Here is a 21,166-nt window from a genome sequence, read left to right as displayed (position 1 = left end):
GGGCTCAGACGAGCGGACGGGCGCACTCGTCGAGCGCCACGCCGGCCAGCGCCGCGGGGTCGGCCGGGGCGGCGTCGTCACCGCGGACCTGCCGCAGCCGCTCGATCGGGGCCCGCGAGGCGAACCCGCGGTCGACGAGCCCGGCGACCCACTCGACGAGGCCGTCCCAGTGGCCGTCGGGGTCGAGCAGCACGACCGGTTTGCCGTGCAGGCCGAGCGTCCCGGCCGTCCAGACCTCGAACAGCTCCTCGCAGGTCCCGATGCCGCCGGGGAGTGCGAGGAACGCGTCGGCGCGGTCCTCCATCTGCTGCTTGCGCTCGCGCATGCTCTCGACGACGAGCAGCTCGTCGCTGTCGTGGTCGGCCCACTCGCGCTCGACCATGGACCGCGGGATGACCCCGACGGTGCGGCCGCCACCGTCCCGGGCGCCGGCCGCGACCGCGCCCATCATCGACTTGCGGCCCCCACCGGAGACGAGCGTCCAGCCGCGGGCGGCGACGGCACGGCCGACCTCGCGGGCGAGGGCGAGGTAGTGCGGGGCGACGCCGTCGGAGCTGGCGCAGTAGACGCAGACGGCGAACCCGGGCTCCGGACCGGCCATCAGTGCGTCTCCTCCCAGGCGTGGTAGGCCTCGTTGACCACGTCGACGGCGTCGTCGATGTCGTCGGTGACGTGCAGCAGGTCCAGGTCCTTCTCGCTGATCTTGCCGTCGACCAGGACGGTCCTGGCGATCCAGTCGTAGAGGCCGCCCCAGTAGTCGCTGCCGAGCAGTACGACCGGGAACTTGGTGACCTTCTTGGTCTGGACGAGAACGAGCGCCTCGAACAGCTCGTCGAGCGTGCCGAACCCGCCGGGCAGACAGACGAACGCCTGCGAGTACTTGACGAACATCGTCTTGCGGGCGAAGAAGTAGCGGAAGTTGATCCCGAGGTCGACCCACGGGTTCAGGCCCTGCTCGAACGGCAGCTCGATGCCGAGCCCCACCGAGAGCCCGCCCGCCTCGGAGGCGCCGCGGTTCGCGGCCTCCATCGCGCCCGGACCGCCCCCGGTGATCACGGCGAACCCGGCTCCGGCGAGCCGCGCCCCGAGCTCGCGACCCAGCTCGTACTCCGGGGAGCCGACCTTCGTGCGGGCCGAGCCGAACACGGTGGCCGCGCGCGGGAGCTCGGCGAGCATCCCGAACCCCTCGACGAACTCGGCCTGAATGCGCAGCACCCGCCACGGGTCGGTGTGCACCCAGTCCGCCGGGCCGCGCGAGTCGAGCAGCCGCTGGTCGGTGGTGGTCGGCTCGATGCTGCGTTCGCCGCGCAGCACCACCGGGCCTCGCTGCTTCTCGGGCTGCTTCTCGTGCAGCGTCCGGGGATCGGCGTTCTCGTCGGCCATGGTGATCACGGTATTCGGGCGGCGACGGCCGGGCCGCGCCGGTGGGGTCGTGGGCGGTGTCGGGCGGCCCGACGGGGTGACCCCAGCAGTGTCGGCAGCAGTGTCGGCAGCGGTGTCGGCACAGCGTCGGTGCGGTGTCACCCGGTGCGGTGTCACCCGGTGCGGGCCGTCCGGCGGGCTTCGGTCAGACAGTCTCCGACCAGGCGAGCTCCGACCAGGCGAGCTCCGATCAGGCGGAGTCGCCCGCGAGGTAGCGGCGCAGCACCGCGGTGCAGGCGGTGATCGCGTTCTCGGCGACGTGCTCCTCGCGGGTGTGGGCGAGGTTCGGGTCGCCGGGCCCGTAGTTGACCGCCGGGATGCCCAGCGCGGCGAAGCGCGAGACGTCGGTCCAGCCGTACTTCGCCCGCGGCACCGCCCCGGTCGCGGCGACGAACTCCGCGGCCGCCGGTGCGGACAGGCCCGGCAGCGCACCCGGCGAGAGGTCGGTCACTACGAGCGGGAACCCGTCGAACACCTCCCGGACGTGCGCGACGGCCTGCTCGGCGGACCGGTCCGGGGCGAACCGGAAGTTCACCGTGACGACGCACTCGTCGGGGACGACGTTGCCCGCGACCCCGCCGCCGATCCGCACCGCCTGCAGCCCCTCGCGGTACTCGCAGCCGTCGATGTCCACCCACCGCGGCCGGTAGGCGGCCAGCCGCGACAGGATCTCCGCGGCCCGGTGGATCGCGTTGTCCCCCAGCCACGAGCGCGCCGAGTGCGAGCGCCGCCCCGCGGTCCGCAGCTCGACGCGCAGGGTGCCCTGGCAACCGGCCTCGAGCGCACCGTCGGTGGGCTCGCCGAGGATCGCGAGGTCGGCGTCGAGCCAGTCCCCGTGCTCGCGCTCGATGCGGCCGAGCCCGTTGCGCTCCGCCTCGATCTCCTCGCAGTCGTAGAAGATCAGGGTGAGGTCGTGCCGCGGCGCGGCCAACGTGGCCGCGAGGTGCGCGAACACCGCGTCGCCGGACTTCATGTCCGAGGTGCCGCAGCCGTGCACGATCCCGTCGGCACGGCGCGACGGCACGTTGTCCGCGATCGGCACCGTGTCGATGTGCCCGGCCAGCAGCACGCGGTGCGGACGCCCCAGGTTCGTGCGCGCGAGCACCGCGTCACCGGACCGCAGCACCTCCAGATGCGGCGCCTGGGACCGCAGCGCGACCTCGAGCGCGTCGGCGAGCCGCCGCTCGTCCCCGGACACACTGGCGATGTCGACCATCGCAGCGGTCAGGGTCACCGGGTCGGACGTGAGGTCCAGCGCGGGCAGCGTCGTCGTCACCGGCGCGACGCTACCGACCCACCAGGACGGCCCTCCACCAGGACAGCCCTCACCCGCGACCCGCCCGCCCCCCAGGAGCCCCGGACCGGTCCCGCGCGTCGCCGGGTCGGTGCCCCGGGCCGCCGCCGCGCCGCCGGGGAGGGCTCCTCGGTCGTCGCTTTGCTCTGCTCACCGATACGCAGCACGGGCCCACGAGCGTCTCGCACGTCCCTGCCGCTGCCGGGCACGACCGGCGTTGCGAACGGTTTCCGGCCGCCTCCAGGGGCGACCCCGGGGCGCCCGCTGCGTATCGGTGAGCAGAGCAAAGCGAGGCACGGACGACCACCGCCGGGACGGCCGCCCGGGCCGCGGGCGCTGCGTCGCCCGTTGCCGGAACCGCTGACGGGCGGTTGTCCACAAGCGGGCGAGTTGTCCACAGGTTCGCAGGTCACCGGTGCATCCCGGGCTCGTGGGCGCAGGGTCGGTGCATGGACATCATCGAGGGCGACCGGTTGCCCGAGGAGCCGCCGCCGGCGCCGGTCGACGTCGTCGTGCCCGATCTGTCCGGGCTCGTCCGGCGGGTGCGGCGCAGCGCGGACCTGTCACAGCGGGAGCTCGCGGAGCGGACGGGGCTGGCGCCGTCGACCATCGCCCGGATCGAGAGCCGGTCGCTCGCGCCGGCGCTGGACACGCTGGCGGCGATCCTGGCGGTCGCGGGGCTGCGGATGGTCGTCGTGGACGCGGAAAACCGGCGAGTGCCGCCGATGGAGGACCCGCCGGGTGACCTGCGTGACGGGGCGGGCCGCCGGTTCCCGTCGCATCTGGACGTGATCCTCGATCCGCTGCCCGGTGAGTGGTGGGGCGACCGGTACGGCTGCGCGCGCCCGCCGGAGACGTTCCACCGGGATCGGGCGCTGCGCGATGCGATGCGGCGGCGCAGCGTGTGGGAGGTGCGGGTCGCGCAGTTCCGCACCGCGCCGCCACCGCCGACGGTCGAGCACTGGATGGTGCTGCAGGCCCGGTGCCGGGCGTGCGGGCGGCTCCCGGACCCACCACCGCCGCCGTTCGCGCCGGCCGCGGTGCTCCGCTACCTGCAGGCCGCCGCGGTGCTGCTCGCGGTGCGGGCGGCCGATCATGCCGACGTGTCCCGGCGCACCCACCGCGGCGTGCCGTGGGCGACGGCGGGACGGTAGGTTCGGGGCCCGTGAGCACCGAGTACCGCCGCGAAGGCGCTTCCGGAACCGGCCTGGCCACGGTCACGACCGACGGCACCGTCCTCGACGTCTGGTACCCGGCTCCGGTGCTGGGCGGGGACGCGTCCGACAACGGTGCCGAGCTGCAGCCCCTCGTCGGGACCGACGAGCTGCGTGAGGTCCGCACCGAGGTCGTGCGCACCGAGATCCGCTCGCTCGCCGACGCACCGGCCGACGCCGCCGACGTCTACCTCCGACTGCACCTGCTCAGCCACCGCCTCGTCCAGCCCCACCAGGTGAACCTCGAGGGCCAGTTCGGGCTGCTCGCCAACGTCGTCTGGACCAACCACGGCCCGTGCCCGGTCCCCGGGTTCGAGCTCACCCGGGCGAAGCTGCGCGGCCGCGGTCCGGTGACCGTCACCCACGTCGACAAGTTCCCGCGGATGGTCGACTACGTGATCCCCGCCGGCGTGCGGATCGGTGACGCCGACCGCGTCCGGCTCGGCGCGCACCTGGCCGAGGGCACGACCGTCATGCACGAGGGCTTCGTCAACTTCAACGCCGGCACCCTCGGCGCGTCGATGGTCGAGGGCCGGATCTCGGCCGGGGTCGTCGTCGGGGACGGCTCGGACGTCGGCGGCGGTGCCTCGATCATGGGGACGCTGTCCGGGGGTGGCAAGGAGGTCATCTCGATCGGCCGCCGCTGCCTGCTCGGCGCGAACGCCGGCCTGGGCATCTCCCTCGGCGACGACTGCGTGGTCGAGGCCGGCCTCTACCTCACCGCAGGCACCAAGGTCACGCTGCCCGACGGCAGCACCACCGCGGCACGCGAGCTGTCCGGCCGCAACGGGCTGCTGCTGCGTCGCAACTCGGTGTCCGGCGCCGTCGAGGTGCTGGCCCGCACCGGCGACGGCATCGCCCTCAACGCCGCGCTGCACGCCAACTGACGGCCCGGCAGCGGTTCACGGCGGAACACCCACAAGAGCAGGACGGCAGGGACATGGTGGGTACGGACGGGGCTGCGCAGCCTCCGGGGAACGACCTCTACGGCGCCGCGGACCTCGGTGAGCCGCTGACCGCCGGGCCGCAGGACCCGGCGGTGGCGCACGTCCGTGCGCTCCTGGACAAGCGGCTGCGCGCGATGCTGCGGCACGAACCCGGTGTACGCGACGGGTCCGACATCGAGGACCTGCACCAGATGCGGGTCTCGGTGCGGCGGATGCGGGCGGCGCTCAAGGCCGCCCGCCCCCTGCTCGATCAGACCTGGGCGGACCTGCTGCGGGCCGAGCTCGGCCGGCTCGGCCGGGCGCTCGGCCCGGTGCGCGACCTCGACGTGATGATCGACCGCCTGCGCGGCGAGGTGTCCACGCTGCCCCCGGCCGAGCTGGCCGCCGGTGAGCGGCTGGTCGCGGTGCTGGAGGCCGACCGGGTCGGTGCCCGCGCCGAGATGCTGGACGAGCTCGACTCCGACCGGTACGCCGCACTGCGTCGCTCGCTGGTCGAGGCCGTCTCGGCGCCGCTGCCGGAGCCGCCGGCGGAGGTCGCCCGCCCCGAGCTGATCGAGCTGGTCCGGGCCGAGACCCGCAAGCTCGTGAAGGCGGTGCGTCGCGCCGGGCCGAACCCGCCGGACATGACCTTGCACGACCTGCGGATCCGCACCAAGCGGTTGCGCTACACCGGTGAGCTCGTCGAGCCGGCGATGCGCGACGAGGACGGGTCCCGCACCGAGGACGCCCGCCAGGTCCGGCGGATGCTCAAGGCCGCCGCCGGGCTGCAGGAGGTCCTGGGAGACCACCAGGACGCCTGCGTCGCCGAGCACCGCATCCGCGCCCTGCTCGACGAACTGGGCCCCGGACCCGACGCCCACGAGGTCTTCGTCGGCGGCCGGCTGGTCGAGCGCGAACGGGCCCGCGCCGAGGCGCTGCGCGAGCAGTGGTGGGCCGCGTGGGAGCACCTGGCCGAGCAGGCCGAGGTCCTCTGAGCCGGACCGCTCAGCGCGGGCGGTCCCCGATCCGGACCACCGCGACGCCCTGCAGCCCGGCACCGATCAGGAGCAGCCCGATCGCGGGCGGGAACCCGGCGGCGTCGATGACCACCCCCATCACCAGCGGCCCGATCCCGGCGCAGAAGTAGCCGATCCCGAGGCCGAACCCGCTGACGGCGGCGCTGCGGGCCGGGGTCGGCGTGCGCCAGGCGATCACCGTCAGGCCCAGCGGGAACCCCGCGCCGACCCCGATGCCGATCAGGACCGCCCACAGCCACGGCAACGGTGAACCCGGCGCGGGGGCGAGCAGCACCCCGAGCGTCCCCGCGGCGGAGCTGAGCACGGTCAGGGCCGCCCAGAACCGCCACCGGCGTCGTCGCTCGGCCGCGGCCGGGAACAGCAGGGCCGCCGGGATCTGCGCGATGCCCCACACCGCGAGAAGGAGCCCCGCTGCCTGCGGTGACCAGCCCTGGGACTCGTAGAACGGGGACAGCCAGGTCAGCCAGCCGTAGAAGATCGTCGACGAGCCCGCCAGGTAGCAGGCGATGCGGCGGGCGAACGGGTCGTGACGGACCCGGACCTCCTCGGCGACCGACGGGCCGTCGTCGGTCGTTCCCCGCGCGTCCGGGGTGTCCGGGCGGGCGCGACCGATCCGGCTCGCCACCGGTGCCCACACCGCGACGGCGAGCACCGCGGGCACCGCCCACACCGCGAGCGAGAAGGACCATCCGCCCAGCGCGACGGCCAGGGGCACCGCGACGGCGGAGGCGACCGTCGCGCCGATCATCATCGAGACGACGTAGGCGCCGGTCACCGCGCCGGCCCGCTCGGCCAGGTGCTCCTTCACGACCCCGGTGAGCAGCACCCCGGACACCCCGATGCCGAGCCCGACCAGCACCGAGCCGCCGACCAGGGCCGGCAGTGCCGCCACCGACCGCAGCAGGCTGCCGACCCCGATCGTCGCCACGGCGACACCCAGTAGCCGTTCACGGCCGACCCGGGTGGCGACGGCGGCCGCGCCGAACGAGCCCGCCGACATCATCAGCACCGCACCGGCCTGGACCAGACCCGCCGCGCCCGCCCCGATCCCGAGGTCGGCGCGGGCGGTCTCCAGCAGGGGCGGGTAGCCGGCGAGCCCGGCCCGCAGGTTCACCGCGAGGGCGAGCACCCCGAACAGGACCAGTGCCGGTCGCACGGCCGGGTGCCTCCCGACCGGTCGCCCCGACCCCGGACCCGGGTCGCGATGCGCGGCCGGCCCGGAGGCCGTGCCGGGACCGGACGACGCGGACGGGTCGGCGCCACCGGGGTTGCAGGGACGCGGTGCCTGCATTCGACGGCTCCTTCGCCTGCCGGATCGCTGCACCGGCGTCGTGACTGATCCGCCGATCCTCTCCCGGGTCCTTGCCTATCGCAACGACAGTCGGGGGTTCAGGCGGTCCCGAGCCGATCCACGGCGGCGTCGATGCGCTCGTCCGGCGCGGTCAGCCCCACCCGGACGTGCCGGGCGCCCGCGGGCCCGTAGAACTCGCCGGGAGCGACAAGGATCCCCAGACCGGCGAGCCGGTCCACGGTGTCGCGGCACGGCTCGTCCGCGCTCGCCCACAGGTAGAGCCCGGCCTGCGAGTGCTCGATCGTGAGCCCGGCCTTCTCCAGCCCGGCCCGCAGGCGGGTGCGACGGGCGTCGTAGCGGGCGGCCTGCTCGGCGACGTGCGCGTCGTCGGAGACGGCCGCCTCCAGAGCGGCCTGCACCGGACGCGGAACGATCATGCCCGCGTGCTTGCGGACCTCCAGCAGCCCCGACACCAGCGCCGGGTCCCCGGCGACGAACCCGGCGCGGTACCCGGCCAGGTTCGACACCTTCGACAGCGAGTGAACCGCCAGCAGGCCGGTGGAGTCGCCGTCGCAGACGTCGGGGTGCAGCACCGAGCGCGGCGCCGGCTCGGCGTCGCCGGGCAGACCGAGGTAGCACTCGTCGGAGGCGACGACCGCGCCCCGCTCCCGGGCCCAGGTCACGACCTTGCGCAGGTGCTCGACCGGCAGGACCCGGCCGGTCGGGTTCGACGGCGAGTTCAGCCAGACCAGCCGGACCCGTGCCGGACCGGCGGCGGTGAGGCCGTCGGAACGGACGTGCTCGGCCCCCGCCAACCGGGCCCCGACCTCGTAGGTCGGGTACGCGAGCTCCGGGATGACGACGGTGTCGCCAGCGCCGAGTCCCAGCAGCGTCGGCAACCAGGCGACCAGCTCCTTCGAGCCGATCGTGGGCACCACCGCGGCCGGGTCGACCCCGGGCACGCCGAAGCGCCGCTGCAACGAGGCGACGACCGCCTCACGCAGCGACGCCGGGCCGTGCGTCGTCGGGTAGCCGGGCTCGGCGGCGGCCGGCCCGGCCAACGCCTCCCGCAGCACCCCGGGGACCGGGTCCACCGGGGTGCCGACCGACAGGTCGACGATGCCGTCGGGGTGCGCCGCCGCGCGCTCGCGCGCGCCGGTCAGCGAGTCCCACGGGAAGTCGGGGAGGTCGAGCCTGCTCACTCGTCGTGTTCCTGCGGGGGCAGGCTCTTGGCCGGCTCCACGTCACGGTCGACCTTGCCGAGCTTCGACGCCCCGCCGGGCGAGCCCAGCTCCTCGAAGAAGTCCACATTGGCCTTGGTGTAGGCGGCCCACTGGTCGGGGACATCGTCCTCGTAGTAGATGGCCTCGACCGGGCAGACCGGCTCGCACGCACCGCAGTCGACGCACTCGTCGGGGTGGATGTAGAGCATCCGTCCACCCTCGTAGATGCAGTCCACCGGGCATTCCTCGATACACGCCTTGTCGAGCAGGTCGACGCAGGGTTCGGCGATCACGTAGGTCACTTCGGTGGTCCTCCACTCGGAGCAGCGGGCACCCGGCGATCATGTGGTGGTGGGGTGCCCGGTCAAACTGGGACGCTCGCAGGTTAACCCGCGGCCCCCGGCGGGGCAGGAGTGAGGTGGTCGGCTTCATGCTCGACGAGCTGGCAGGACGGCGAGTGGCCCTGCGCCACCGCATCGCGCCGGAGGACGCGCCGGGCCCCGGACTGACCGACGCGGTCGGTGAGCTGGAGCCCGACGGGCCCGACGCGGTCATCGTCCACACCCGGTCGGGGCCGGTCCACGTGCGGCGCGACGCCGTCGTCGCCGTCCGGGAGGTGCCGCCCGCCCCGGCCCGGCGGGCGTCGCGTGCGGCGGTGGACCGGCTGGAACGCGTGCGGGCGACGGCCTGGCCGGCACCGGTCGTCGAGGAGCTGGGCGGCTGGCTGCTGCGCGCGGCTGGCGGCTGGACCCGGCGGGCGAACTCCGCGCTCGCACTCGGGGACCCGGGGATGCCGGTGGAACGCGCCCTGGAACGGGTGCGGGAGTTCGCCGGGCGGCACGGCATCGTCCCGGTGGTGCAGGCCCCGGTGGAGGCGCCCTGGTCGAACCGGGTGATCGAAGCGGGCTGGGTGCGGGACGAGGGCCCCGGGACCTGCAGCGTGCTCGTCACCCGCGCCGCGTCCGACGCCCCGGCACCGCGGTGGCCCGCAACGCCCGGACCCGACTGGTGGGCCGCGCAGGGCGAGCCGGAACCCGCGCCCGGCGCGCCCGCGTGGGCGGTGCTGACCGGGGCGCCTGCCGAGGTGCTGCGTCCCGGTGAGCAGAGCAAAGGGACGAGCACGGACCCCGTCGAGGTCGGGTTCGGCACGCTCGCCGACGCCGACGGGACGCCGGTCGCGTCGGTGCGCGCCGCCGTCGTCGACGACCACGTCTACGTGTCACGCCTGTGGGTTGTCCCGGCCGCGCGGCGGGGCGGGCTCGCGTCCCGGCTCACCGGACAGGCTCTGGCCTGGGGCGCGGCGCACGGTGCGCGGCACGGGATGCTCGACGTCGCCGACGACAACCCCGCCGCGCTCGCCCTCTACCGCGGCACCGGCTGGACCGACCACCACCGCTACCACTACCTGGTTCCCCCGGAGCCTGCCTGACCGGAGGATCAGGAGCTCAGGCGAACCCGCGGGCGAGCAGCCAGGCGCGGGCCTGCTTGGCGGCACGCTTGAGCCCCGACCACTCCCCCAGGTACTTCCCGACGACGCCGACGACCGGCAGCAGCCCGAGCCACTGGTGGTAGAAGCGGCCGTGCGGACGCTTGTCGAGCTCGTCCTCCACACCCCACAGGGCCCGTCCGAGGCGCCAGACGGCGCTGCCCACACGCTTGAGCGTGGCCCGCTTGCCGCCGTCGCCGGCGAGGTCACCGGTGAGCTCCTCGGCGCGGGCGTCGGCCGCGGCGTCCTCGGCCGCGGTGAGCTCCCGGGCGGCGAGGTCGAGCTCACGCTGGAACAGCACCGACGCCAGCAGCTCGACGAGCCGGTCCTCCGAGCGCACCCCGTGCTCGCCCGCGATCGCGACGAGCAGCAACCCCTCCCCCGCCGCGCCGACGGCGTCGGACACCGGCAGGGTGCGCGCCAGCGCCCCGCCCAGGCCCGGGATCGCGGCGATCAGCGTCGTGAACCGGCCGACCCGGTAGACCCACCAGTCGCTGCGGGCGGGGACGTCCATCGCCGCCCAGGCCGAGGTGCCGGGGACCTTCACCGACGCCAGCGCGTCGAGGATCTTGTCGGCCAACGAGCGTTCCTCGTCGCTCGTGTCCACCGCGCGGTCCGGGCCGGGCGTCACCCGGGCGCGCAGGCCGAACGGGTCGGACTCACGCAGCCCGTCGAGCACCGGCCGGGTCGCCCGCACGAACGGGCGCAGGACCCGCACCAGATCGTCGTCGGAGATCGTCATCAGCTGACCCTACGGTCGCGGCCGTCCGCCAGCCGGTCGAGCGCCCTGCGGAACGACACGACACCGGTCACGGCGCCGGCGACGAGCAGCAGCAGCGACTCCCAGTTCACCGGGAGCAGGAGGTCCCCGCCCGGCCCGAAGAAGCCGAGCACGAGCACCGCCGCGAACCACACGACCAGCGGGGCGGCGGCACCCGCCGGGGTCGGGAGGATCTCGGTGACCGTGGTGTGGATCAGCCACGGCAGCGAGACGACCACGATCACCGTGCCCAGCGGCACCGGGACCGGCCCGATGTAGAGCATCTGGAACATCAGCTCGAAGGCCACCAGCAGCACCGAGATCACCAGCAGCACCAGCGCGAGCGGGAGCCTCGTCACGTCGCTCATCCGTCGACCCCCTCGAACAGGTCCGACTCCATCGTGCCGGGCGGCGCACCGGCGAGCACGTACTCCTCGACCCCCAGCAGCGGCTGCACGATGCCGTTGCTCATCGCGAACGCGACCCAGCCGTCGCCGCTGCGGACGTCGATCTGGGTGGCGTGTGCCCGCATCGCGGCGACGCGTGCGTCGTCGTGGGCGTCGACGTCGACCCGGGTCGTGACGGCCCCGACGTCGTGGCCGGGGTGCTCGTCGGGCTCCGGCCAGCGCAGCCCGGTGCGGTCCGGGTCCCCGCCGAGGGCGGAGTGCAGCTCGGCGAGCCCGGCGTCGAGCAGCGCGCTCGACCGGACCGCGAAGTACAGCTTGGCGACGACGTCCGGGCGCGCCCCGGCGGCGGCGACGGCCAGCTCGTGCGCGCGGACGTGGTCGGGGTGGCCGTAGCTGCCGTCGGAGGCGTAGGAGACCAGCACCTGCGGGCGGACCTCGTCGATGATCTCCAACAGCTGCGCGAGCTGGGTGCCGAACGGCTCCGGGGCGGCGAACGCCCGCGGGTGCAGCTCCGGCGGCAGCGCCGCGCGGGTCCCGTGCCCGGCCAGCACCATGCCGGAGTCGCGCCAGCGCCCGGGGCCACCGAGCCAGCGGTGCCGGGGCCCGCCGAGGGCGGCCAGCGCGGCGTCGAGCTCGCGGATGCGGTAACCGCCGAGCTGGTCACCGCGGTCCGGGGCGAGCTCGGCCAGCTCCGGTCCGATCACCTCGCCCTCCTCACCGAGGGTGCAGGTCACCACGGTGACCTCGCAGTCGGGATCGGCGGTGTAGCGGGCGATGGTCCCGCCGGTGGTCAGGGTCTCGTCGTCCGGGTGGGCGTGGACGAGCAGGAGGCGACGAGCAGGCACCCGAGGAGCCTACGGGGCGATGATCGACCCCGCCGCGGCGTGGGGCACGACGGGCAGCGGGTACTCCGCCGCCTCCCCCGTCGCCGGGGGAAACGTGATCGTCGCGCCGGTCAGCGGAACGGTCGGGACGGCGGTCCCGGCCAGCCCCGCGGGCGCGACGCCGTCGCGGACCAGCAGGTCACCCAGGGCCGCGATCATCGCGCCGTTGTCGGTGCACAGCCGCGGTACGGGAACCCGCAGGGTGATCCCGGCGGCGGCGCAGGCGCGCTCCATCTCGGTGCGCAGCACCCGGTTCGCCGCGACCCCGCCGACCATGAGCAGGGTGTCCGCGCCGCGCTCGGCACACGCCCGCAGCGCCTTGCGGACCAGGACGTCCACCACGGCCATCTGGAACGACGCGGCGACGTCGGGCACCGGGACCGCGCGGCCCGCATCCTGGGCCGCCTCGACGTGCCGGGCCACGGCGGTCTTGAGCCCGGAGAAGGAGAAGCCGAACGCGGCGTCGCGCGGGCCGGTCATCGGACGCGGGAACGCGATCGCGGCCGGGTCGCCGTCGAGGGCGGCCCGCGACACCGACGGGCCGCCCGGGTAGGGCAGGCCCAGCAGCCGGGCGACCTTGTCGAAGGCCTCCCCCGCGGCGTCGTCGACGGTGTCGCCGAGGTGCTCGACGGGATCGCGGGCCAGGTCGCCCAGCGCCAGCAGCGAGGTGTGCCCGCCGGACACGATCAGGCAGACGCAGCGGTCGGGCAGCGGCCCGTGCTCCAGGACGTCGACGGCGGCGTGCCCGGCGAGGTGGTGCACCCCGTAGAGCGGCACGTCCAGGGCCGCCGCGTACGCCTTCGCCGCCGCGACACCGACGTGCAGCGCCGCCGACAGCCCCGGCCCCGCGGTGACGGCGACGGCGTCGACGTCGGACAGCGACACCCCGGCCGCCTCGACGGCCGCGCGCACCATCGGGGTCACCGCGCTCACGTGGGCACGGGCCGCGACCTCCGGGACCACACCGCCGAAACGGGCGTGCTCGTCCGCCGACGACGCCAGCCCCTCGCCGAGCAGCACCCCGTCCCGGACGAGACCGGCACCGGTCTCGTCGCACGACGTCTCGATCCCCAGAACCAGCGACACGCCACCCAGTTTCGCACCGGGTGGCGTGTCGTGGCCGTGGGGCCCTGGTCCGGCGGGTCCGCTCGGTCAGGTCCGCAGGAGCGCGCGCTCCTCGGCGAAGTGGCAGGCCACCCGGTGCCCCGGCCCGGACGCGATCTCCAGGACCGGCTTCTCGTCGATGCAACGCGCCTTGTCGGTGTCGGACAGCTCCAGGTGCTTCCAGCACCGGGTGCGGAACCGGCAGCCCGACGGCGGGTCGGCCGGGTTGGGCACGTCCCCGGTCAGCACGATCCGCTCGCGCACCCGCTCGACCTGTGGGTCCGGGACGGGAACCGCCGAGATCAGCGCCTGGGTGTAGGGGTGCTGCGGCCGGTCGAACAGGTCGTCGCGGTCGGCGACCTCGACGACGTTGCCCAGGTACATCACCGCGACGCGGTCGGAGATGTGGCGTACCACCGACAGGTCGTGGGCGATGAACAGGTAGGTCAGCCCGAAGTCGCGCTGCAGCTGCTCGAGGAGGTTGAGCACCTGGGCCTGGATGGACACGTCCAGGGCCGAGACCGGCTCGTCGAGCACCACGAACTTCGGGTTCAGCGCGATCGCTCGGGCGATGCCGACGCGCTGGCGCTGCCCGCCGGAGAACTCGTGCGGGTAGCGCTCGGCGTACTCGGCCGAGAGCCCCACGGTCTCGAGCAGCTCCGGGATCGTGGAGTCGGTGAGCTCACCGCCGAGGAGCTCGTACTTCTCCGACAGGATCGACCGGACGGTCATGCGTGGGTTCAGCGACGCGTACGGGTCCTGGAAGACGATCTGCATGTCCTCCCGGGCCGAGCGCAGCTCCCCCTGTCCGAGCGCGGTCACGTCGCGGCCGTTGACGTGCACGCTGCCCGCGGTGGGCTCGTGCAGCCGCAGGATCGCCCGGGCCGCGGTGGACTTGCCGCAGCCGGACTCGCCGACCAGCGACAGCGTCTGCCCCTCGGGGATCTCCAGGTCGATGCCGTCGACGGCCTGCACCACGCCGACCGTGCGCTGGAACAGCACCCCGGAGCGGATCGGGAAGGACTTGGTCAGCCCCGCGGTGCGCAGCATCGGCTCGCCGTCCGACGTCTCCGCGACGCGCGCCTCGGATCCCGGGACGGCCGGCTCCCGCGGCGTGGCGGCGGCCTGGCCCACCTCGTCGGGGTGCAGGCAGGCGTGCAGGTGGCCGGGCCGGTCGGAGATCTGGACCAGCTCCGGGGTCTTCTCCGCGCACGACGACGTGGCGAACCGGCAGCGCGGGTGGAACGCGCAGCCCGACGGGACGTGCGCGAGGTTCGGCGGCTGCCCGGGGATCGGCTCCAGCTTCTCCGGCCGGGCCTGGTCCATCCGCGCCAGCGACGACAGCAGCCCGTAGGTGTAGGCGTGCCGCGGCTCGGCGAAGATCTCGTCGTTGGTCCCGGTCTCGACGACCTTGCCCGCGTACATGACCATGATCCGGTCGGCGTGCGCCGCAACCAGGCCCAGGTCGTGGGTGATCAGGACGATCGCCGTCTCACGCTGCTCCTGGAGCTTCTCGAGCAGGTTCATGATCTGGGCCTGCACGGTGACATCGAGCGCGGTGGTCGGCTCGTCGGCCAGCAGGACCTTCGGGTCGTTCGCGAGCGCCATCGCGATCATCGCGCGCTGGCGCATCCCGCCGGAGAACTCGTGCGGGTACTGCGACGCCCGCGTGGCCGGATTCGGGATGCCGACCTCGCCGAGCAGGTCGACGGCGCGACGGCGGGCGGTCACCTTGCCCGCCTGCCGGTCGTGGGCCCGGATCATCTCGGCGATCTGGTCGCCCACCTTGTAGACCGGGTTCAGCGCGGTCAGCGGATCCTGGAAGATCATCGCGATGTCCTTGCCGCGCAGCTTGCGCTGCTCGGACTCCGACATCGTCAGCAGCGAGCGGCCCTCCAGCAGCACCTCGCCGCTGGGGAACGTCGCGGGCGGGGTCGGGACGAGGCCCATCAGGCTCATCGCCGACACCGACTTCCCGGAGCCGGACTCACCGACGATCGCCAGGGTCTCGCCCCGGTCGACGTGCCAGCTGACGCCGTCGACGGCCTTGACCACGCCGGCGTCGGTGGAGAAGTGCACCCGCAGGTCGCGCACCTCGAGCATGTGCTCGCTTCGGTTCTCGGTCACGGGTCAGTTCCTCCCGCGCAGCTTGGGGTCGAGGGCGTCGCGCAGGCCGTCGGCCACGAACGCGAAGCCCAGCGTGGTGATCGCGATGGCGGCGGACGGGAAGATCCACAGGAAGCTCTTGCCCGGCACCGACAGGTACTGGGAGGCCTGCGAGATCAACCGGCCCCACTCCGGGACGTCCGGCGGGACACCGACACCGAGGTAGGACAGGGTCGCCATCGCGACCACGACGACGCCGATCGAGGTGAACGAGTACACGAGCACCGGTGCCACGGCGTTGGGCAGGATGTGCCGCGTCAGGATCCGCCGGGTGCCCGCCCCGATCGAGCGGGCCGCCTCGACGTACTCGGCCTCCCGCAGGGCCAGCACCTGGCCACGCATCAGCCGGGCGGTCGTCATCCAGCCCAGCGCGACGAGTGCGATGACGACCGGGAGCGTCCCACCGCCGACCGCGCGGACGATCACCAGGGCACCCACCAGTGGTGGGAACGCAAGGAAGATGTCGATGATCCGGGCGATGACCGCGTCCCACGCGCCGCCCTTGAACCCGGCGAGCGCACCGAGCGTCAGCCCGAGGACGAGGGAGAAGAAGACCACGGACAGACCGACGATCATCGCCAGCCGGACGCCGTAGATGATCCCGGAGTACAGGTCTCGGCCGAGGACGTCGGTGCCGAAGAAGTGCGCCGACGACGGCGGCTGCAGCGTGTTGAGCAGGTTCTGCTCGAACGGGTCGTAGGGCGTCGAGAACGGCGAGATGATCGCCATGACGATCTCGAACGCGACGATGACCAGCCCGGCCATGGCGAGCTTGTTGCGGCGGTAGCGCCGCCAGATCTCGGCGAACTGGCCATTGGACCGTCCACGGCGGCGGCCGTCGGGGACCGGCGTGACGGCCTCGGCGGGGTCGCCGCCGGGCAGTCCGAGCGCGGCGGCCGGATCGGTGGCCGGCGCGCCGGGGGTGGGTGGTGGGTTCATGCGAGGGATCGCCTCACTCAGTCAGCTCAGGCGGATGCGCGGGTCGAGGTAGGCGTAGAGGATGTCGACGAGCATGGAGAGCAGCACGTAGGCCACCACGCTGTAGACGACCACCGCCATGATGACCGGCGCGTTGTTGTTCGTGATCGCGCGGGCCAGCAGGAACCCGGCGCCGTTGTACTGGAACACCGTCTCGGTGACGATCGCGCCACCGATGTAGGTGCCCAGGGTGAGCCCGACGAAGGTGACGACGGGTAGCAGCGACGTCCGCATGGCGTGTTTGCCGATGACCGTCCGCTCGGACAGACCCTTGGCGCGCGCGGTGCGGATGTAGTCGGCCTGCAGGACCTCCAACATCGACCCCCGCATCAGCCGGGCGACGAACGCCGACTCGATGATCGCGAGGGTGAACGCGGGCAGGATCACGTCCCAGTACCAGGGCACCTCCTCGAGGAAGCTGCGCGGTACCGGCGGGAACGGCCCGACTCCCGAGACGTTCGCGACCAGGAAGATCGCGACGACGAACACCGGGACACCGATGCCAATGGTGGAGACGACGGTGACGAACACGTCCCAGAACGAGTAGCGGCGCACCGCGGCGATCACACCGGCCGTCACCCCGAACAAGACGAGGAACAGCAGCGCGACGACGGCGAGCAGGATCGTGTTGGGGACGGTCTCGGCGAGGAGCTGGGAGACCGGACGCCGCTGGTCGAAGTCGAGGCCGAAGTCGCCGGTGACCATGTTGCCGAGGTAGTTCACGAACTGGACCGGCAGCGGCTGGTCGAGACCGAACTTGGCGCGGTTGATCGCGGCGACCTCCGGCGGGACGACCTTCTCCCCGGTGGAGGCGAAGGGGTCCCCGAGCGAGAACGTCGCGATGAAGATCAGGAAAGCGGTGACGACGACGACCAGGATCCCCTGGAGCAGCCGCCGAAGGATGAATCGGCCCATGGATGCACGGACTTTCGTGTGGTGGGAACGCCGCACGACGGCCCGCGTCCCGGGGTCGCCGGGACGCGGGCCGCGTCAGCGGGACGTCACTTGAGGGTGATCGTGTCGAACGTCGGGTCCTCGGAGAAGTCCATGTTCACGTTGCCGAACTTCTCGGTGTTGACCAGGCGGGACTGCTGGCGGAACCAGAGCGGGATCAGCGCGAGGTCGTCGCCGATGGCGATCTTCTCGGCCCGCTTGTAGAGGTCGTTGCGGGCGGCCTCGTCCTGGGTCTGCGCGGCCTGCGCGAGCAGCTTGTCGAACTCCGGGTTGGAGTAGCGGCCACGGTTGTCGCCCTGGGCCGGCTCGCTCGGCGAGGCGGCACCGATCGACTGGGTGGCGAGCAGCGGGAACAGATAGTTACCCGGGGTCGGGTAGTCGGCGCTCCACGCCGCACGCCACAGGCCGGAAGCCTCGGGCTGCTGCTCGTTGTCGAGCAGGTCACGGAACGGCACACCGGTGTAGGTGACCTTCAACCCGAGGTTCTGCTCGAGCTGCTGCTTGACCGCCGCGGTCCACTCCTCGTGACCGGCGCCGGTGTTGTACTGCAGCTTCACCTCGGTGCCGGGGGTGAGACCGGCCTGCTGCGCGAGCCGCTTCGCCTCTTCCGGGTTGTAGGTGCACGCGGTGCAGACACCGGGGGTGTAGGCGTCCGGGAAGTTCGGCGGGATCAGCGCGTCGGCCGGCGAGGTCGAGTTCTGCAGCACACCCTGCACGATCGCGTTGCGGTCGATCGCCATCGAGACGGCCTTGCGTGCATCCGCACTGTTCAGCGGCTTGGTGGTGACCGAGACCAGCAGGTAGTTGTTGCCGTTGGTCTTCTTGTTCAGCCACTTGCCCTGGGGCTCGTAGGTCGACTTGGCCTGGTTCAGGACGGGGGTGGGCATGCGCGCCCAGTCGAACTGGCCGTTCTGGAAACCGTTGTACTCGGCGGTGACGCCGCCGCCCTCACCGGACGGGACGATGGTGATCTCGACGGCGTCGAGGTTCGCCTTGGTCCCCGCGGTGTAGGTGTCGTTGCGGACCAGCCGGATGCCGCGGTCGTGCTGCCAGGGGCCGTCCATCTTGAACGGGCCGTTGCCGATCGGCAGGTCGTTGTAGGTCTTGTTGTCCGCCGCGCCCGCGGTCGAGGGGACCGGGCTCAGCGCCGGGTGGTAGGTCCGCAGCTCGAACTCGCAGTCGGGCTTGGACAGCGTCACCTTGAGCTGGTTCGGGTTGGTCGCGTCCACGCCGGACAGCGCGTTGGCGGTCCCGGCCTGCATCTGGTCGTACCCCTGCACCTCGTCCAGGTGGTACGAGACCTCCGACGCCGAGGCCTTCGCCGCGGTGCGCTCCCAGCCCCGCTTGAACGAGGTGGAGTTCAGCGCCTCGCCGTTGGAGAACTTCTGGTCCGGCTTGAGGTCGAACACCCACTGCGTGCAGTTCTGGTTCGGCGTCCACTTCGAGGCCACGCCGTCGTAGACGTCACCGTTCGGCTTGACCCGGATCAGGCCCGTGAACAGCGCCCGGTTCACGAGGGTGCCCTCGGACTCCTGGGTGTTGTACGGGTCGATCGCGGTCGGCTCGGTGATCGCCAGCCGGAACGTGCCGCCCGGCTTGCCGGGCACCTCCGGCTGGTCAGGGGTCTCCTCGAACCCGGCGGCGGTGTTGCCGCTGCCTCCCGTGTTGCTCTGCTGGCTGCAACCCGTGAGGACCAGCCCCACGACCGCGGTCAGGGCGATGGCCGAAGCGGCCGCCCTTCTTCCCCTCATCTGCCGTGCCTCTCGAGATGTCGTGGGTGCACGCCGTTGTCGCACCCGTCCGGGACGCGACGGACCACCGGATGTGTGCCGGGGCCCGTCAGGGAGGCACGCTAGGAATCGCGGCCCTCCAGCAGCGAGGTCCGACGCCGATCGTGGCGAAACGGTGACCATTGAACGACGTGACGGGCTCGCAGCCGAACCGGACAGTAACAACGGAGCGTTGCGTCGCACAGCCCTCGATGCACGCCGAAACATAGTTGGTACTTACGTACCACTCGGCGTCACCATGCAGCAGCGGAGTGCGCCCGAACGGGCGCACCCGACGGTGTCAGTTCGGGTCGTCCTCGCCGGTCGGGCGCTCGCCCGAGCCCTCCGGCTCGGCCCAGGTCCGGGCACCCGACATCGGACCGGTCGCGATCGGGCCGGGGGTGACCCGGGTGGCCGCGTCGGTCTGCTGGTTGCTGATGACCAGACCCTGCGCCTGGTAGAGCGGCAGCGCGGGCAGCTGACGCCACAGCACCCGCTCGGCCTCGGCGACGACGGCCGGGTCCGGGCTGTCGGCGACCAACAGCTCGTCGAGCAACGGCTGCAGCGCGGGGAAGCAGGCCACGCCCGGCAGCTCGCCGGACACCGCGTCCGCGGGGCAGCCGTAGTCGGAGTCCAGTCGCGGCCCGATCGCGCCGTAGGCGGCCCGGGGTGCGACGAGCACGTCGACCGCGACCGGAGCACCGGACCCCGGGGCACCGGACGTCGTCGGAACGGTGGTCGTCGCGGGCGGGGGCGTGGTGACCGGTGCGGCGCCACCGCCGACCGGGCCCGCGCCCGGGGCGGGCGTGCTGGTGGGGGTCGGCGTCGTCGGAGCGACGCTCGGGTCGGTCAGCAGGTCCGGTGCCGGCGGGGCGACGATCGTGGCGCCGATCCCGCCGGCTTTGAGCTGCTCAGCCACGACGCGGGCGACGTTCACGTCCTCGGTCCGCTCGGCCCCGGCACCGATGACCACGCTGAGCGGGCGCCCGCCGAGGGTCCACCGGCCGTCCTCACCACGGACGTAGCCCGCCTCGGTGAACGCGGCCGCAGCCGCGGCAGCGTCGGGTCTGCCGGGTGCACCGGCCGGCGCGGTCGCCACGTAGCCGGGGTCCGACGGGGCGGCGCCGAAGGCGTTCACGGCCACGGCGTCGGGGTTGACGCGCTCCCGGATCGCGTCGCGGTCCAGCAGCGCCGCGATGCCCTCGCGGACCCGGGGATCGGCCAGCGGGCCGTCGGCGGTGCGGAACTCCAGCTGTTCGACGGCCGGTCGCGGCCCGCGCTGCACCGTCGGGGGCTTCGGGCCCCGGGCCAGGACCTCGATGGCCTGGGTGATCTCCGGTCGGGCGTCGGGCAGGGCGAGGTCGACGCCCTGGCTCTCCAGCGCCGTCGGCAGGGTGTTCGCCGGGATGCGGCGCAGGATGATCTCGTCGACGACCGCGGCGGTCGCCCAGTAGGGATCGTTGCGGGCGAGCAGCACCTCACCGCGGAGACGGTCGACCTGCATCAGCCGGAACGGGCCGCCCGAGGCGGGCACGCCGCCCGCGAACGGGGCCGTCCAGCCGCCCGGCGCGTCCTTGAGCAGGTGCGCGGGGAGCAGGTCGCCGAACAGCTCCTGCCAGTGCGGATAGGGCTCCCGGAACACCACGTCGACGGCCTTGCCCGCGGCGCGCGAGCGCACGTCGGTGATCTCGCGGTAGCCCGCGGCGCCGATCGTGTTGGGCTGGCTGCGCATCTGCTGCCAGAGGTAGACGAAGTCCTCGGCGGCGATCGGGGCGCCGGTGGACCACCCGGCATCGCGGTTGAGCTCGTAGCTGACGGTGAACGGGCTCTGCGACGTGACCGTCGCGGACGTGGCGACGGTCGTGTCGAGCTGCGGCACACCCCGGTCGTCGGGCCGGAACACCGACGGCAGGGTCATCGACGCGATCGCCGTGGTGACCGGCGACTGGTCCGACCGCAGGTGCGGGTTGAACCCGGGCCCCAGGTCGTCGACACCGACCACCACCCGGGTGGGGGCGGTGACCGGCTCGGTCGGGCGGTTCGTCTCCGGCGGAGGTGCCGGCTGCGGGTCCGCCGCGCAGCCCGTCAGCGCCAGCAGGGCGACCAGCAGGAGCGCCGGGAGCGCCCGGAAGCATCGACGTGCTCTCACGTCCGCAGTATCCCCACCGTGGCGGAGGCGCCCGCCGGACGGGGTCCGGCGGGCGCCTGCGCTCTGCTCACCGATACGCAGCGGTACCGGGTGTCGGCGAGG

Annotated in this window: 19 protein-coding genes; 4 read left to right on the top strand and 15 right to left on the bottom strand. The window is 73.4% G+C overall.

Translation table 11 applies throughout. The features are described 5' to 3' along the window. Positions 1-4 precede the first annotated feature (4 nt). The 3 genes from Ae717Ps2_RS03040 to dapE form a co-directional block, all read right to left on the bottom strand. Positions 5-601, bottom strand: coding sequence for a TIGR00730 family Rossman fold protein (locus Ae717Ps2_RS03040; RefSeq protein WP_075333002.1), 597 nt, complete (start codon positions 599-601; stop codon positions 5-7). Next, positions 601-1,383, bottom strand: a complete 783-nt coding sequence (locus Ae717Ps2_RS03035) for a TIGR00730 family Rossman fold protein (protein ID WP_043280539.1) — start codon at positions 1,381-1,383, stop codon at positions 601-603. Before Ae717Ps2_RS03035 ends, Ae717Ps2_RS03040 begins: the two co-directional genes overlap by 1 nt. A gap of 229 nt (positions 1,384-1,612) precedes the next feature. Continuing rightward, the gene (gene dapE, locus Ae717Ps2_RS03030) at positions 1,613-2,686 is read right to left on the bottom strand and encodes a succinyl-diaminopimelate desuccinylase (protein ID WP_233147725.1); all 1,074 of its coding nucleotides are present in this window, start codon (positions 2,684-2,686) and stop codon (positions 1,613-1,615) included. 479 nt (positions 2,687-3,165) lie between these two features. On the opposite strand from dapE, the gene Ae717Ps2_RS03025 reads away from it, so the two are divergent. Genes Ae717Ps2_RS03025 through Ae717Ps2_RS03015 form a run of 3 tightly spaced genes read left to right on the top strand, consistent with a single transcriptional unit; the run spans position 3,166 to position 5,851 of the window. Further along, the gene (locus tag Ae717Ps2_RS03025) at positions 3,166-3,870 is read left to right on the top strand and encodes a helix-turn-helix transcriptional regulator (RefSeq protein ID WP_075308193.1); all 705 of its coding nucleotides are present in this window, start codon (positions 3,166-3,168) and stop codon (positions 3,868-3,870) included. 11 nt (positions 3,871-3,881) lie between these two features. Next, complete coding sequence (dapD, locus tag Ae717Ps2_RS03020) at positions 3,882-4,817, top strand: 2,3,4,5-tetrahydropyridine-2,6-dicarboxylate N-succinyltransferase (RefSeq protein WP_075329826.1); 936 nt, start codon at positions 3,882-3,884, stop codon at positions 4,815-4,817. A 53-nt stretch (positions 4,818-4,870) separates the two neighbouring features. After that, positions 4,871-5,851 (top strand): CHAD domain-containing protein, encoded by a 981-nt coding sequence (locus tag Ae717Ps2_RS03015; RefSeq protein ID WP_075308195.1) that lies wholly within the window; start codon positions 4,871-4,873, stop codon positions 5,849-5,851. Positions 5,852-5,861: 10 nt separating this feature from the next. Here the strand turns inward: Ae717Ps2_RS03015 and Ae717Ps2_RS03010 are convergent, their stop codons facing one another. The 3 genes from Ae717Ps2_RS03010 to fdxA form a co-directional block, all read right to left on the bottom strand. Then, positions 5,862-7,049: a CynX/NimT family MFS transporter gene (locus Ae717Ps2_RS03010; RefSeq protein WP_075312342.1), complete on the bottom strand. Its 1,188-nt coding sequence runs from the start codon at positions 7,047-7,049 to the stop codon at positions 5,862-5,864. A gap of 233 nt (positions 7,050-7,282) precedes the next feature. Continuing rightward, complete coding sequence (gene dapC / locus Ae717Ps2_RS03005; protein WP_075308197.1) at positions 7,283-8,386, bottom strand: succinyldiaminopimelate transaminase; 1,104 nt, start codon at positions 8,384-8,386, stop codon at positions 7,283-7,285. Continuing rightward, the gene (gene fdxA / locus Ae717Ps2_RS03000; RefSeq protein WP_075308199.1) at positions 8,383-8,709 is read right to left on the bottom strand and encodes a ferredoxin; all 327 of its coding nucleotides are present in this window, start codon (positions 8,707-8,709) and stop codon (positions 8,383-8,385) included. The genes dapC and fdxA overlap by 4 nt, the downstream gene beginning before the upstream one ends. 116 nt (positions 8,710-8,825) lie before the next feature. Here fdxA and Ae717Ps2_RS02995 point away from each other — a divergent pair, with 116 nt between their 5' ends. Continuing rightward, positions 8,826-9,836 (top strand): N-acetyltransferase, encoded by a 1,011-nt coding sequence (locus tag Ae717Ps2_RS02995; RefSeq protein WP_083695575.1) that lies wholly within the window; start codon positions 8,826-8,828, stop codon positions 9,834-9,836. Positions 9,837-9,852: 16 nt separating this feature from the next. On the opposite strand, the gene Ae717Ps2_RS02990 is transcribed toward Ae717Ps2_RS02995, so the two are convergent. The 9 genes from Ae717Ps2_RS02990 to Ae717Ps2_RS02950 form a co-directional block, all read right to left on the bottom strand. Then, positions 9,853-10,635, bottom strand: coding sequence for a hypothetical protein (locus tag Ae717Ps2_RS02990; RefSeq protein WP_075308201.1), 783 nt, complete (start codon positions 10,633-10,635; stop codon positions 9,853-9,855). Further along, complete coding sequence (locus tag Ae717Ps2_RS02985) at positions 10,635-11,021, bottom strand: hypothetical protein (protein ID WP_075308203.1); 387 nt, start codon at positions 11,019-11,021, stop codon at positions 10,635-10,637. Before Ae717Ps2_RS02985 ends, Ae717Ps2_RS02990 begins: the two co-directional genes overlap by 1 nt. Next, entirely contained in the window at positions 11,018-11,905 is an 888-nt protein-coding gene (gene mshB, locus Ae717Ps2_RS02980) for an N-acetyl-1-D-myo-inositol-2-amino-2-deoxy-alpha-D-glucopyranoside deacetylase (RefSeq protein ID WP_075308205.1), read from the bottom strand. The genes Ae717Ps2_RS02985 and mshB overlap by 4 nt, the downstream gene beginning before the upstream one ends. A gap of 9 nt (positions 11,906-11,914) precedes the next feature. Next, positions 11,915-13,030 carry a tRNA (adenosine(37)-N6)-threonylcarbamoyltransferase complex transferase subunit TsaD gene (gene tsaD / locus Ae717Ps2_RS02975; protein ID WP_075333001.1) on the bottom strand — a complete coding sequence of 372 codons (1,116 nt, stop codon included), beginning with the start codon at positions 13,028-13,030 and terminating at the stop codon, positions 11,915-11,917. Positions 13,031-13,096: 66 nt separating this feature from the next. Next, positions 13,097-15,175 (bottom strand): ABC transporter ATP-binding protein, encoded by a 2,079-nt coding sequence (locus tag Ae717Ps2_RS40030; protein WP_075308209.1) that lies wholly within the window; start codon positions 15,173-15,175, stop codon positions 13,097-13,099. A 3-nt stretch (positions 15,176-15,178) separates the two neighbouring features. Then, entirely contained in the window at positions 15,179-16,153 is a 975-nt protein-coding gene (locus Ae717Ps2_RS02965; protein WP_083695573.1) for an ABC transporter permease, read from the bottom strand. Positions 16,154-16,174: 21 nt separating this feature from the next. Then, the gene (locus Ae717Ps2_RS02960) at positions 16,175-17,107 is read right to left on the bottom strand and encodes an ABC transporter permease (protein WP_020626372.1); all 933 of its coding nucleotides are present in this window, start codon (positions 17,105-17,107) and stop codon (positions 16,175-16,177) included. 86 nt (positions 17,108-17,193) lie between these two features. Continuing rightward, positions 17,194-18,897: an ABC transporter substrate-binding protein gene (locus Ae717Ps2_RS02955; RefSeq protein ID WP_075333000.1), complete on the bottom strand. Its 1,704-nt coding sequence runs from the start codon at positions 18,895-18,897 to the stop codon at positions 17,194-17,196. A 319-nt stretch (positions 18,898-19,216) separates the two neighbouring features. After that, positions 19,217-21,064 (bottom strand): ABC transporter family substrate-binding protein, encoded by a 1,848-nt coding sequence (locus Ae717Ps2_RS02950; protein ID WP_075332999.1) that lies wholly within the window; start codon positions 21,062-21,064, stop codon positions 19,217-19,219. Positions 21,065-21,166: the final 102 nt, after the last annotated feature.

Origin of the sequence: Pseudonocardia sp. Ae717_Ps2 (genome assembly GCF_001932475.1) — a bacterium.
Taxonomy (GTDB): domain Bacteria; phylum Actinomycetota; class Actinomycetes; order Mycobacteriales; family Pseudonocardiaceae; genus Pseudonocardia.
This window is presented reverse-complemented; position numbering and strand designations above follow the sequence as displayed.

Excerpts from the sequence above, each read along its gene's own strand:
- Ae717Ps2_RS02955 (WP_075333000.1), bottom strand. The coding sequence starts at position 18,897 with ATGAGGGGAAGAAGGGCGGCCGCTTCGGCCATCGCCCTGACCGCGGTC.
- Ae717Ps2_RS03035 (WP_043280539.1), bottom strand. The coding sequence starts at position 1,383 with ATGGCCGACGAGAACGCCGATCCCCGGACGCTGCACGAGAAGCAGCCC.
- Ae717Ps2_RS03015 (WP_075308195.1), top strand. The coding sequence starts at position 4,871 with ATGGTGGGTACGGACGGGGCTGCGCAGCCTCCGGGGAACGACCTCTAC.
- Ae717Ps2_RS02965 (WP_083695573.1), bottom strand. The coding sequence starts at position 16,153 with ATGAACCCACCACCCACCCCCGGCGCGCCGGCCACCGATCCGGCCGCC.
- Ae717Ps2_RS02960 (WP_020626372.1), bottom strand. The coding sequence starts at position 17,107 with ATGGGCCGATTCATCCTTCGGCGGCTGCTCCAGGGGATCCTGGTCGTC.
- Ae717Ps2_RS02990 (WP_075308201.1), bottom strand. The coding sequence starts at position 10,635 with ATGACGATCTCCGACGACGATCTGGTGCGGGTCCTGCGCCCGTTCGTG.
- Ae717Ps2_RS02985 (WP_075308203.1), bottom strand. The coding sequence starts at position 11,021 with ATGAGCGACGTGACGAGGCTCCCGCTCGCGCTGGTGCTGCTGGTGATC.
- Ae717Ps2_RS03040 (WP_075333002.1), bottom strand. The coding sequence starts at position 601 with ATGGCCGGTCCGGAGCCCGGGTTCGCCGTCTGCGTCTACTGCGCCAGC.
- Ae717Ps2_RS03025 (WP_075308193.1), top strand. The coding sequence starts at position 3,166 with ATGGACATCATCGAGGGCGACCGGTTGCCCGAGGAGCCGCCGCCGGCG.